Annotated in this window: 9 protein-coding genes; 6 read left to right on the top strand and 3 right to left on the bottom strand. The window is 65.0% G+C overall.

Translation table 11 applies throughout. The features are described from left to right. Nucleotides 1-16: 16 nt before the first annotated feature. The gene (locus G572_RS23810) at nt 17-721 is read right to left on the bottom strand and encodes a TetR/AcrR family transcriptional regulator (protein WP_051242358.1); all 705 of its coding nucleotides are present in this window, start codon (nt 719-721) and stop codon (nt 17-19) included. 325 nt (nt 722-1,046) lie between these two features. Here G572_RS23810 and G572_RS23805 point away from each other — a divergent pair, with 325 nt between their 5' ends. The 3 genes from G572_RS23805 (at nt 1,047) to G572_RS23800 (ending at nt 7,157) form a co-directional block, all read left to right on the top strand. Further along, complete coding sequence (locus G572_RS23805; protein WP_169391317.1) at nt 1,047-2,198, top strand: efflux RND transporter periplasmic adaptor subunit; 1,152 nt, start codon at nt 1,047-1,049, stop codon at nt 2,196-2,198. Then, nucleotides 2,195-5,377 (top strand): efflux RND transporter permease subunit, encoded by a 3,183-nt coding sequence (locus G572_RS0113315; RefSeq protein WP_029058903.1) that lies wholly within the window; start codon nt 2,195-2,197, stop codon nt 5,375-5,377. Before G572_RS23805 ends, G572_RS0113315 begins: the two co-directional genes overlap by 4 nt. A 457-nt stretch (nt 5,378-5,834) precedes the next feature. Next, a complete protein-coding gene (locus G572_RS23800; protein ID WP_051242355.1) occupies nt 5,835-7,157 on the top strand; it encodes an OmpP1/FadL family transporter in 1,323 nt (440 codons plus the stop codon). A gap of 68 nt (nt 7,158-7,225) precedes the next feature. Here G572_RS23800 and G572_RS0113305 read toward each other — a convergent pair whose 3' ends face one another. Next, the gene (locus G572_RS0113305) at nt 7,226-8,005 is read right to left on the bottom strand and encodes an SDR family oxidoreductase (protein WP_029058902.1); all 780 of its coding nucleotides are present in this window, start codon (nt 8,003-8,005) and stop codon (nt 7,226-7,228) included. A 183-nt stretch (nt 8,006-8,188) separates the two neighbouring features. Between G572_RS0113305 and G572_RS0113300 the strand changes: the two genes are divergently transcribed. From G572_RS0113300 to G572_RS0113290, 3 genes are all read left to right on the top strand, one after another. Then, complete coding sequence (locus G572_RS0113300; RefSeq protein WP_029058901.1) at nt 8,189-8,992, top strand: UDP-2,3-diacylglucosamine diphosphatase; 804 nt, start codon at nt 8,189-8,191, stop codon at nt 8,990-8,992. Further along, a complete protein-coding gene (locus tag G572_RS0113295) occupies nt 8,989-10,023 on the top strand; it encodes a glycosyltransferase family 4 protein (RefSeq protein ID WP_029058900.1) in 1,035 nt (344 codons plus the stop codon). The genes G572_RS0113300 and G572_RS0113295 overlap by 4 nt, the downstream gene beginning before the upstream one ends. 88 nt (nt 10,024-10,111) lie before the next feature. Then, a complete protein-coding gene (locus tag G572_RS0113290) occupies nt 10,112-11,104 on the top strand; it encodes a threonine ammonia-lyase (protein WP_425423436.1) in 993 nt (330 codons plus the stop codon). 12 nt (nt 11,105-11,116) lie between these two features. Here G572_RS0113290 and G572_RS23795 read toward each other — a convergent pair whose 3' ends face one another. Further along, on the bottom strand, nt 11,117-12,166 hold the full coding sequence (locus G572_RS23795) for a DUF2336 domain-containing protein (RefSeq protein ID WP_051242354.1): 1,050 nt from the start codon (nt 12,164-12,166) through the stop codon (nt 11,117-11,119). Nucleotides 12,167-12,214 lie beyond the last annotated feature (48 nt).

The raw sequence follows: 12,214 nt of genomic DNA, 5'->3' as shown, positions 1-12,214 counted from the left end.
GTGAGCGCGTCACCGGTCAGACGGTCTGCTTGAGTTCCGCGGGCAGCGCGCGGAACCGACCATCGCGCAGGGCGGCGAGGGCGAAGTCCACCATCGGCTCGAACAGATGATCCTGCTGGCCTTCCGCAAAGCAGCGGCAGGTCTGCGCGACCAGCGCCGGATGGAAGAACATGATCAGCGAATGCTGAAACAGCATCGCCGAGGTTTCGACATCCTGTTCGGCAAATTCGCCCTTTGAGATCCCGTCGCGGATCACTTCCGCGAAGGCACTTCGCATCTGCGCCTTGTGGGTCTCGATTTCGTCCCAGGCTTCCTCCATCGCCGCCTCCAGAAGATCGTGGATCTTCCGGTTGTCGGCGTAGCGCTCGCGCATGTGGTGAAAGTGCCGGCGGACCATCTCGCGCAGCCGCTCGCAACAGGTCTGCGCTTTCTGTCCGGGGTCCGTGACCATCACGGAGCGCAGGTCGGCCGTCACCAGTCCGGTCACGGCTTTCGTCAACTCGGCCTTGGAGGCGAAAAAGCGATAGACGTTGGCGGGCGACATGCCGAGTTCGCGGGCGATGTCGGCGACCGTCGTCTTCTGATAGCCGTAGACGTGAAACAGCTTGCTCGCGGTCTCGACGATGCGCTGGCGCGTCTCGTGCGCCGCGCTGCTCGCGGTGCCGTCACGGGTCGCCGCCTGCAAGCGGTCGGATCTGGTCGTGTCCAGCGTGTCGCTCATGTGCGTAGGTCCTGATCCTTCTGCCATGGAAAACCGGCATAAATCCAAAGGGCACGCCGCGCGGCCGCAATTGTTTCGGCCGGAGGCACATCCGCCGGCCCCGAGCCTGCGTCGATGCGTCACGGTCCGACCGCAGGCCACGCGCCTGTCGCACCAACGATCCATCCACAATGGGAGGGAGTGTGTGACGCGTCAATGGCTGATGACTGATATATATTCTCTGACGATTGTTGACAATCATCATTTTCTGAACCTATCTCTTGACGTCGCGTCGTGTCGGCGATGCCGGTCGCGTCACCGCCCGGAAGGTCTCAGGAGCTGCTTGATGCATCGAAGTCCCCCTGTTCCCCGCTTTGCCTTTGCCCGTGCCGGTGTTCGCGCGGTGATCTCAGCGGTCGGTTTCGGGCTCCTTGCCGCCGCATGCCAGCCGGATTCCGGCGCTCCGTCCGAGACCGTGTCGCCGCGCACCGTCTGGGTCGAGCCGGTCGAGGCGGCAAGTGGCAGCGGCCTGTCCTATTCGGGCACCATCCGCGCGCGCAGCGATGCGCCGGTCGCCTTCAGGGTGGGCGGCAAGCTTTCGAACCGCCATGTCGACATCGGCGACCGGATTGCGGCCGGCGATGTGATCGCGCGTCTCGACCCCACCGATTTCGACGCCACCCGCAATGCGGAGCAGGCACAGGAGCGCGCCGCGCGGGCCGAGGCGGAACGCACGGCCGATGTCCTGGCCCGTATCGAGACGCTGAAGAAAAAGGGGCACGTCAGCCAGGCGGCCCTTGATGGCGCGCAGGCCGCCGCCGATGCCGCGGCCGAGGCGCTCAAGGCAGCCGGCGAACGCCGCCGGCTTGCGGAAAATCAGCGTGCCTACACCGTCCTCCGCGCCGATGTCGACGGTGTCGTGACCGCCGTTCTTGCCGAACCGGGCGAGGTTGTCGCGCTCGGGCAGCCTGTCGTCAGGGTCGCGGCGTCGCTTGGCCGCGAGGCCGAGGTCGCCATTCCCGAAGCGCATGTCGCGACGGTCTCGCGGGCCGAGGCGAGCGTCACGCTCTGGGCACTGCCCGGCAAGACGTTCCCCGCGCGGCTGCGCGAGCTGTCGCCGCAGGCAGACCAGGCCGCGCGCAGCTTCACGGCACGCTTCGCGCTTGAGGATCCGCAGGGGCTGGCAAGGCTTGGCATGACCGCGACCGTTCGCCTCGACCTGGCGGGCGAGGCGAAAGGCGTCGCCGTGCCGCTCTCCGCCGTCTGGTATCGCGGCGAGGACGCCTTCGTGTGGCGTGCCGCCCCGGGCGACAGCCGCGTCACGGCCGTCCCTGTCAGCGTTTTGCGGATCGACGCCGCGCGCGCCATCGTCGAAGGTGAGCTTGCACAGGACAGTCATGTCGTGAGCATGGGCGCGCACCGGCTTGACGCGGAGATGGCGGTGCGGGTGGTGGAGCGTGCACCCTCCGATCCGGTGCTGGTGGGAGCGCGGAAATGAGCCGCTTCAATCTCTCCGCCCTGGCGCTTCGGCATCAGACGCTTGTGCTTTTCTTCATTCTGGTGACGGCCGCCGCCGGCATCTGGGCTTATGGCAATCTCGGACGCAACGAGGATCCGGCCTTCACCGTGAAGGTGATGGTGGTCACGGCCGCCTGGCCCGGCGCAAGCGCGGTCGAGATGCAGGAGCAGGTCGCCGACCGGATCGAGACGCGGCTTCAAACCCTTCCCCATCTGGGGCGGCTGGAGACCTACACGCGCCCCGGCTTCATGGCGACGCAGATCGTTCTCGAAGACACCACGCCGCCCAAGGATGTGGAAGGCCTGTGGTATCAGGCGCGCAAGAAGGTTGGCGACATGCGCCGCGATCTGCCGCCTGACGTGCGCGGCCCCTTCTTCAACGACGAATATTCCGACGTCTACGTGCAGGTTCATGCGCTGACTGCGCCCGATGCCAACTGGTCCGAAATTTCCGATCTTGCCGAAATGGCGCGCCAGGGCTTCCTGTCGGTTCCGGGGGTGGAGAAGGTCCAGCTCTTCGGCGAACAGGACCAGAAGATCTTCGTCGAGATTTCCTACGCCAAGCTTGCGACGCTGGGGATTCCGGCGTCCGCGATCTTCGATGCGCTTTCTGCCCAGAATGCCGTGGCGCCCTCGGGCTCCGTCGATACGCCGAGCGAGACCGTTCAGGTGCGCGTCAGCGGCAGCCTCGGCGGCGTCCGTGCGGTGGCCGCAGTGCCGGTGAAGGCGGGCGGGGAAACGTTCCGGCTCGGCGACATTGCCACCGTGCGCCGCGGTATCGCCGATCCGCAAAGCTATCTCGCCCGCTACAATGGTACGGACGCGATCATGCTCGGCATTGCCATGTCCGACGGCGGCAACGTCCTGGAGCTCGGCGAACGCCTGGCGGAAAAGGCGGGGGAAATCCGCTCGCGCCTGCCCGTCGGCGCGCAATTGCATCAGGTCTCGAACCAGCCCGAGGTCGTGGAAGGGGCAATCGGACAGTTTCTGTTGAAGTTCGTCGCGGCGATTTCCATCGTCCTGATCGTCTCCTTCCTGTCGCTGGGGTTTCGCACCGGCGTGATCGTTGCCCTGTCGGTGCCGCTGACGCTCGCTGGAACCTTTGTCGTCATGCTGATGATGGGGATCGACCTGGAGCGCATTTCGCTGGGTGCGCTGATCCTGTCGCTGGGGCTTCTGGTCGACGATGCGATCATCGCCATCGAGATGATGGTGGTGAAAATCGAACAGGGCTGGGACCGGTTCCGGGCTGCGACCTTCGCGTGGGAATCGACCGCCTTTCCGATGCTCACGGGAACGCTGGTCACGGCGGCCGGGTTCCTGCCGGTCGGGTTCGCGCAGTCGGCAGCCGGCGAATATGCCGGCGGTATTTTCTGGGTGGTGACGGCGGCCTTGATCATTTCCTGGTTCGTCGCGGTGATCTTCACGCCCTATCTCGGGCTCAAGCTCTTGCCGCGCTCGCTGGAGCGACATGCGGCGGCGCGCGGCAACGCCGACGAGGACGCGATCTACCAGACGCGCGGGTACAACCGTTTGCGCCGGATGATCTCTGCGGCCGTGCGGTTTCGGGTGCCCGTCGTGCTGATTACCTTCGCGCTGCTGGCAACCGCCGGCTACGGCATGGGCTTCGTCAAGAAGCAGTTCTTCCCGAATTCCTCGCGCCCGGAGGTTCTGGTGGAGCTAAAGGGGCCGGAGGGCGCGTCCTTCGCGGCGACAGAACGTGCGACGCGCGAGCTCGAGACGCTTCTCGCAAAGAGCCCCGACGTCGACTATTTCACCACCTATATCGGCGCCGGCGCGCCGCGCTTCTTCCTGGCCTACAATCCGGCCCTTCCCAACCCGAGCTATGCGCTGATCCTCATCCAGTCGAAGGGCGGAGAGCACACAACACGCCTGGTGCAACAGCTGACGGCGCGCTTCGAGGCCTCGGAAAGTTCCGTGCGCGGGCGAGCCAACAAGCTCGAACTCGGGCCGCCGGTCGGTTTTCCGGTCCAGTTTCGCGTCGTCGGCCAGGACCGCGAGGAGGTGCGCGCGATTGCGGCGAAAGTGCGCAATGCGATGCGTGCAAACCCGGACACGCGCAATACCGAGCTGCAGTGGGGCGAGAAGGTCAAGACCGTGAAGCTGGAGGTCGACCAGGAGCGTGCCCGCGCGCTCGGCCTGTCGACGCGCGAGATCGCGCAGTCGCTTCAAACGCTTCTGTCCGGCGTCCAGGTCACCAGCCTGCGTGACGGCCGGCATGGGGTCGGGGTTGTGGTGCGTGCGTCGGAGGCGGAGCGCGCCGCGCTCGGCGCCATCGGCGATCTCGTCTTGAACGTGCGCGACGGGCGTGCTGTCCCCGTGTCGCAGGTGGCCCGTATCGAATATGTCTCCGAAGAGCCGATCCTGTGGCGGCGCAACCGCGAAACCGTGCTGACTGTGCGCGCCGACATCGTGCCCGGCGTGCAGGCGCCGGACGTGACGGCAGCGCTCCTGCCGCAGATGCGCGAGATCGAGGCGGGACTTGCGCCCGGTTATCGGATCGACGCGGGCGGAGCGGCGGAGGAATCCGCCAAGGCGAATGCGGCACTTGCCAAGGTGTTTCCAGTGATGCTGCTGGCAATGGCCGTCTTGATCATGCTGCAGATGCAGTCGTTTTCGAAGATGGTGATCGTTTTTCTCACGTTCCCGCTGGGGCTTGTCGGCGCGGTGGCGGCCCTCTTGATCGCGGACGCGCCCTTCGGCTTCGTCGCGATCCTCGGCGTGATCGCGCTGGGCGGCATGGTGATGCGCAACACGCTGATCCTCGCCGACCAGATCGAGCACGACCTGGCGGCGGGAGCGACGATGCGCACGGCCATCGTGGAATCGACCGTGCGCCGGTCGCGCCCGGTCATCCTGACGGCGCTGGCCGCCGTGCTGGCATTCGTTCCGCTGACCACAAACATCTTCTGGGGACCGATGGCGATCGCGATGATCGGCGGATTGACGGTGGCGACGGTTCTCACCCTTGTGTTTCTGCCGGCGCTCTATGCGCTGTGGTTCCGCCGCCGTCTCGACAAGAGCGAGGCGGAGGCATCCGGGAGTGCCGGCGCGCAAGACGCGACCGCCTCCGGTTCCCGTGACACGACAGAGCGCGAAACGGACCCCGCGCCGGCTCTGTCGCAGGCAGCGGAGTGACGGCCTCGTCGCTCCGCTGCCCCTGATTGCCTCCCGGCCTGCCGTTGGACCGACCGGTCCGCGATTCCGGCGATCGCGGACTGCCTTGGCGTCCCGGGACGCGCATTGATCCTCAAAGCTGCAGGATTGCGTGCCTTTCCTGCAACACCGCACAAACAATCCGGATTTTCCGACGGCGATATCGGATTTGATTAAAAATTGTGCAAACGCACACGCGGGTTTTCCAGCTTCAAAAAACTGACATGAAATGCCGCGTTCTCGCGCGCGCGGACCCTAATCTGCCAAAAGGTGTCGTTGGGGAATGGCCGAGAAACGGTGTTTTGTGCGCTGCAATACAGGGGTGGTCCTGTCAAAAATCGCGGTTGCCCGACGCTGTCCGCTCGATAACCTTACCAATACGTAATCGGTCGCCGGGAGATGCGACTGCTAGAATGTATTTGGAGGATCGAGACGCGGTATGGGGAAAAAGGTCAGGGCTTCGTTACTTTCTCTCACGGCCTTGGGGGCGGTCGTTACAGTCCAGCAGGCAGTTGCCGGTGGCTTTGCACTTCGCGAGCAAAGCTCATACTATCAGGGGATGTCCTTTGCGGGCTACGGCACAACCGGGCCGTCGATTTCGTCGATGTTCTGGAATCCGGCGACGCTGACCGGCGCCGGCGCAGGCTGGACGGTCGAGGCGCACAATACGGTGATCATGCCGACGGCGGAGATGAACGGCACCTTCACCTCATCGGGGGTGCCGCTTCCGCCTTTTGCAATCGTCTTGCCGGACAGTTCCGTGCCGTCCGGCGACATTGCGAACGACGCTTTCATTCCCGCAAGCTATGCGGCCTACCGGTTGAATGACCGCGCGGTTCTCGGCGTGTCGATCAATGCGCCCTTCGGTCTTGCAACCAAGCCGGCGGACAATTGGGCGGGGCAGTTCTATTCGCGGTCCTCGAAGGCACAGTCGATCAACGTAACGCCGACGCTCGCCTATGAGATCAACGACATGGTCTCCGTCGCGCTCGGCCTTCAGATCCAGCACTTCGCGGTGGCCCTGAAGCAGGCTGTTCCGAATGTCCCTGGCTTCCCGACAGCCGCTCTGGAAGGCGACGACATCGGCTTCGGTATCACGGCCGGTCTGACCCTGAAGCCGATGGAGGGCACAGAAATTGGTCTGGGCTATCGCTCCAGCGTTTTTCACGAGTTGGACGGTCAGCTTGCGGCGCCGACGGGTATCGCCGCGATCAATGCGCGGCTGAGCACGCCCGACATGGTGAACCTGTCGGTCAAACAGCGCGTGACCGATGCCTTTCGGGTCTTCGGTACCGTGGAATGGACCAACTGGAGCCGTTTGAGGTCCCCGCGGGTCACCCTGCAGGCGAATGGCGCGGTCGCGGAGACGCTGCAGTTCAACTATGACGACGGCTGGTACTTCGCGCTTGGCGGCGAATATGATTTCAACGAGCAGCTGACGCTGCGCGCAGGCGTTGGTTACGAACTGTCGCCGATTGACGACGCGATCCGGTCGACCCGCCTGCCGGACAACGACCGGCTGTGGCTGTCGGCCGGTGCTTCCTATCAGGTGTTCGACAACCTCGCGGTCGACCTTGGGTACACCTATATTCATACGGCCAACACCAAGGTCGACATCTCCGGTACTCACCAGGATTACAACCCTGCATTCGGCACGTATTCCTCGACGGTCGATGCCAATGTGAACATCGTTTCCGCGTCGATGCGCTATCGCTGGGGCGGGTCCCACGACATGCCGGCGGCGAATGCGCGCGGCTACTGACCAGCCATGGCGACAAGGTGACAGACGAGGCCGGCGGGGTGACCCGCCGGCTTTTTTCTTGGGAGGTCTCAGAAGGCGGCCGGATAGAGCCCGCCGTCGATGAGCACGTTCTGCCCCGTCACATAGGCGGCGTGGGCGGAACAGTAGAACGCGCAGATCTGGCCGAATTCCTCTGCCGTGCCGAAACGACCCGCCGGAATTTCGCCCGCCTGTGCGGCACGTATGTCCTCCACCGAGCGCCCGGACGCCTTGGCGGCAGCCTCGATGCCGCCCCGCAGCCGGTCGGTGTCCATCTTGCCGGGAAGCAGGTTGTTCACCGTCACGTTGCGGCTGGCGTAAGTGCGCCCGACGCCGGCGAGAAAGGCGGTGAGGCCGGCGCGCGCGCCGCTCGACAGATCGAGGCCGGCGAGCGGCATGCGCACGGTGATCGAGGTGATGTTGACGATCCGCCCGAAGCCGCGATCCGCCATGCCGTCGGCGACCTTTTGGATCATTTCGATGGGCGAGATCATGTTCTGGATCACGCCGTCGATCATCGCGTCGCGGTCGAGTTCGTGGTAGTCGCGCCGCGGCGGTCCGCCGTTGTTGTTGATGAGGATGTCGGGGGCCGGGCAGGCGGCGAGCAGTGTCTCCTGGCCCTCGCGGGTCGAGACATTGGCCGCGACCGGCGTGACCGTTGCGCCGGTGCGTTGCGCGATTTCATCGGCCGTACGCGCAAGGCGGTCGGCGTCGAGGCCGTTGACGATTACCTCGCAGCCGGCTTCCGCCAGCGCTTCGGCGCAGCCGCGTCCCAGCCCCCGGCTTGAGGCGCAGACGATGGCCTTGCGGCCCGAAATTCCCAGATCCATTCCCCTATCCTTATTCCATGCAGCGCGATTGACCGCGCGCCAAGCTGCTTTCGCACGTGTCTTCGTCCGTCGTCGGCGGACGGTGTGTTTGCCGGACGCGTGAAACCATCCGTGTGGCGATTGTCATATTTCTGAGACCGGAATCGCGCAAAAAGCCTCTTGTAATCTTGTCAGGAGCGCGACATGTCCGTCAAACCGGCCCCGCAGCATTTCCGGGCGATCTTTCTCTCCGATGTCCATCTTGGCACGCGCGGGTGTCAGGCGGAGATGCTTCTCGATTTTCTTCGCCATCACGATGCGGAGACGTTCTATCTTGTTGGCGACATCGTCGACGGGTGGCGTCTCAAACGGATGTGGTACTGGCCGCAGACCCACAACGATGTCGTTCAGAAGCTGATGCGCAAGGGCCGCAAGGGCGCGCGCATCGTCTATACGCCCGGCAACCACGACGAGTTCCTGCGCGATTTTCTCGGCACACACTTCGGCGGCATCGAGGTGATGGACGAGGCCTTGCATGAAACCGCCGACGGCCGGCGCTATCTGGTGATCCACGGCGACAAGTTCGATGTCGTGGTCCGGCATGCCAAGTGGCTCGCCTTCCTCGGCGACTGGGCCTATGTCACAGCGCTCAACCTGAACACCGGGCTGAACGTCGTGCGCCGACGGCTGGGGCTGACATACTGGTCGCTGTCGGCCTGGGCCAAGCTCAAGGTGAAGAACGCGGTGAGTTTCATCGGCAAGTTCGAGGAAACGCTTGCCAGCGAAGCGGCGCGTCAGGGCGTTGACGGCGTGATCTGCGGACACATCCATCATGCCGCCGATCACCACACTTTCGGCACCCACTACATCAACACCGGCGACTGGGTGGAAAGCTGCACGGCGATCGTCGAGCACCACGACGGCACCTTCGAGGTAATCGACTGGAGCCGGCCCGGGTCGAGCATCGTCGATGCAGACGTTCCCGTCCGCACCCCGGTGGCCGCATGAGGTCGCTCCTCGTCGTCAGCGACGCCTGGCATCCGCAGATCAACGGCGTGGTGCGCTCCATCGACCGCACGGCGGTTGAGCTGCGCCGGATCGGCGTGCGCGTTGAGGTGTTGTCGCCGGCCGATTTCTTCACCGTGCCTTGCCCGACCTATGGCGAAATCCGTTTGACGCTGACGACGGCCGGCGCGTTGCGCCGCCGCATCGCCGATCTCGACTGCGAGCACCTTCATATTGCGACGGAAGGTCCGCTCGGCCTGCTGGCGGCGCATGTGGCGCAAAAGGACGGCTCCGTCTTCACCACGAGCTATCACACCCGTTTTCCCGAATATCTGTCGGCTCGCGCGCCTGTCCCGTTGTCCTGGTCCTATGCGTGGCTGCGCCGCTTTCACAATGCGGGACGCGGCTGCATGGTCGCGACGAAGACGCTTGAGGACGATTTGCGCGGGCGCGGGTTTCGCAACCTGATGCGCTGGTCGCGCGGGGTCGACCACGAGCTGTTCCGCCCCTTCAAGGGCTCCGTCCTGCCCGCCGGGGTCAAGGGGCCGGTCTTCATGTATGTCGGCCGGGTTGCGGTGGAGAAGAACATTTCCGCCTTTCTCGATCTCAACCTTCCCGGCACCAGGGTCGTCGTCGGCGACGGTCCGCAACTGGCCGAGTTGCGCGCGCGCTATCCGCAGGTGGTCTTCACCGGGTCGCAAACCGGGGAGGCGCTCTCGCGCCACTATGCCAGTGCCGACGTGGTTGTGTTCCCGAGCCTGACCGACACCTTCGGCAACGTGCTGCTGGAGGCGCTTGCCTGCGGCGTGCCGGTCGCCGCCTATCCGGTGATGGGGCCGCTCGATATCGTCGGGGGAACCGACGTCGGCGTGCTTGACGACGATCTGGAAAAGGCCGCTCTTGCCGCGCTCGCCATCCCGCGCGACCGTTGCCGCGAAATGGCGCTCGGCTATACCTGGGAGCGCAGCACGCGGCAGTTCATCGACAATTGCAACGCGGCCAAAACGAACGAGGACCTGCGCGGCGCGGCGTGACGATTTCGTCTGCCGGTCTCTTCAATCCGGCTTCAAAGCCCGGGTGCAATCGTGTACCGCTGTCTCGACACTGCAGGGAGAGGGCGAGATGGACGCGATGACGACGACGTTGCCGGATTTTGAGGATGTACGTGCCGCGCGCGCGCGTATCGCCGGCGAGGCGGTGGTCACGCCGCTGTTGAACTCTCCCTATCTCGATGAACTCACCGGCGGGCGCATTCTGCTCAAGGCTGAAAATCTCCAACGCACCGGATCCTTCAAGTTTCGCGGCGCCTTCAACCGGCTGAGCCAGATTCCCGAAGCGGAACGCGGCCCCGGCGTCGTTGCCTGTTCGTCGGGAAATCATGCGCAAGGGGTGGCGGAAGCGGCCCGGATTCTGGGCATGCCCGCCACCATCGTGATGCCGGAGGATGCGCCCGAGGCGAAACTCGGCCGCACGCGGCGTTCGGGGGCGAGGGTCGTGACCTACAAGCGCGGTGTGGAAGACCGCGAAGCGATCGCCCTGGCACTTTGCGCGGAAACCGGCGCGACGATGGTGCATCCCTACAATGATCCCGGCGTCATCGCGGGGCAGGGGACGGCGGGTCTGGAAGCCGTCGAGCAGGCGGCCGCGCTCGGGCTTTCGCCCGATGCGATGCTCACCTGCGCCGGTGGCGGCGGGCTCACCGCCGGCATTGCCCTGGCGCTGGAAGCCATGGCCCCGGATTGCGAACTGCTTCCGGTCGAGCCGGCCGGTTTCGACGACTACGGACGCTCGCTCGTTGCCGGCGCGCGGATGACCAACGCGACTGAGGGCGGGTCGGTCTGCGATGCCATCCTGACGCCGACGCCCGGCGAGCGCTCCTTCGCCATCGTCAGCCGGCGCGCGACGCGCGGCCTGGTGGTGAGCGATGACGAGGCGCTGGCGGCGGTCGCCTTCGCCTTTCGCGAGCTGAAGCTTGTGGTGGAGCCGGGCGGCGCGGTGTGTCTTGCTGCCGTTCTCACCGGCAAGCTGCCGGTGAAGGGGCGCACGGTCGCGTTGACGCTCTCGGGCGGCAATATCGATCCCGAGATTCTGGCGCGGGCGCTGGCGCTCGACTGAGGCGCCGTTCGCTCAGTTGAAGGCGCGCGGGGTGCCCTGATGGCGCATCGTGCGGAAGGTATAGACCTCATGCGCGACGCTCGCGGTTCCCACCCCGAGCCACGCGCAGCGCATTTTCAAAAACCGGCCGTAGGTCTTGTGGCCGATGCCGGTTTCCTTCATCAGCATCGCGACCGCGCCGTCGGCCTGTGACGCGAAGGTGTCGCGCACGGTGCTGTCGCGCAGGTTGAGGTGGCGCGACACAAGCCAGATGATCGCGGTCATGTCCTCACGCTCCAGCAGCGTCAGCAGGATGTTTTCGAAGCTCAGCTCGCCGGAGGCGATCTGGATGCGGACTTCGTGCCTGGAAAAATGTTCGCCCTCGATCTCGAGACCCGCATCGGGATCGTCGAGCACGGCACGCTCGGCGATGCGGTCCAGCGCGTCCGGGTCGTCGAGCGCCTTTTCCAGCTCTGCCGGCATCAGCGGACAATCCGTCTCGCCGACCAGTTTCAGGTCTTCGCGAAATCCCTCGTCGCTGATGCAACGCTGGGCCATGGCGCCGAGCAGGCGCTGGTCGCCGTTCGACAGGATCAGCAACGCGAGCATCGCGCGGACCGCAAATTGCGCGCCGTCGTTTTGCAGGAGTGCGTTGACGACCGGGAAGGCTCCGCGCGCGATCAGCGCGTCGACGATTTTCGCCGGCACGTTCTCGCGGCGGGCGATGGCAAGGCGGTGCCGGTCGGAGCGGTTGCGCACGACGTCGACCAGCTTTGCGTCGCTGATCACCGGGGAATGCTCGAGAATCGCCTCGCTCAGGTCGAAAGCTTCGGTTGCCAGCCGATCGGCCAGTGCCGAGGTGATGCGGTCGGTGCGCGCAAGACGCACCACGATATCGAGACGCACGGAATGGTCGAGCTGATCGAAGACATCCAGCACGAGACTGGAGAAGAGAAAACGTTCGGTGTCGCTTGGGTCGCGTTCGAGTTTGTCGGCATACTGGGCGCTCAACAGGCGGACCAGTTCCGACCGTGCAGACGGTTCCCTGATCCTCGCCAGTTCCTCAAGACGCTCCCTGAACATGCTTGAACCGTTCCCTCCCGAAAAGCGGCCGACGATCCAAAAGTCCAG

Source organism: Stappia stellulata DSM 5886 (genome assembly GCF_000423705.1).
GTDB lineage: Bacteria > Pseudomonadota > Alphaproteobacteria > Rhizobiales > Stappiaceae > Stappia > Stappia stellulata.
Note: the sequence above shows the minus strand (reverse complement) of the source record. Positions and strands in the feature narration are given on the sequence as shown.

Coding starts and splice junctions, on each gene's coding strand:
- G572_RS23810 (WP_051242358.1), bottom strand. CDS start 721: ATGAGCGACACGCTGGACACGACCAGATCCGACCGCTTGCAGGCGGCG.
- G572_RS23805 (WP_169391317.1), top strand. CDS start 1,047: ATGCATCGAAGTCCCCCTGTTCCCCGCTTTGCCTTTGCCCGTGCCGGT.
- G572_RS0113315 (WP_029058903.1), top strand. CDS start 2,195: ATGAGCCGCTTCAATCTCTCCGCCCTGGCGCTTCGGCATCAGACGCTT.
- G572_RS23800 (WP_051242355.1), top strand. CDS start 5,835: ATGGGGAAAAAGGTCAGGGCTTCGTTACTTTCTCTCACGGCCTTGGGG.
- G572_RS0113305 (WP_029058902.1), bottom strand. CDS start 8,005: ATGGATCTGGGAATTTCGGGCCGCAAGGCCATCGTCTGCGCCTCAAGC.
- G572_RS0113300 (WP_029058901.1), top strand. CDS start 8,189: ATGTCCGTCAAACCGGCCCCGCAGCATTTCCGGGCGATCTTTCTCTCC.
- G572_RS0113295 (WP_029058900.1), top strand. CDS start 8,989: ATGAGGTCGCTCCTCGTCGTCAGCGACGCCTGGCATCCGCAGATCAAC.
- G572_RS0113290 (WP_425423436.1), top strand. CDS start 10,112: ATGGACGCGATGACGACGACGTTGCCGGATTTTGAGGATGTACGTGCC.
- G572_RS23795 (WP_051242354.1), bottom strand. CDS start 12,166: ATGTTCAGGGAGCGTCTTGAGGAACTGGCGAGGATCAGGGAACCGTCT.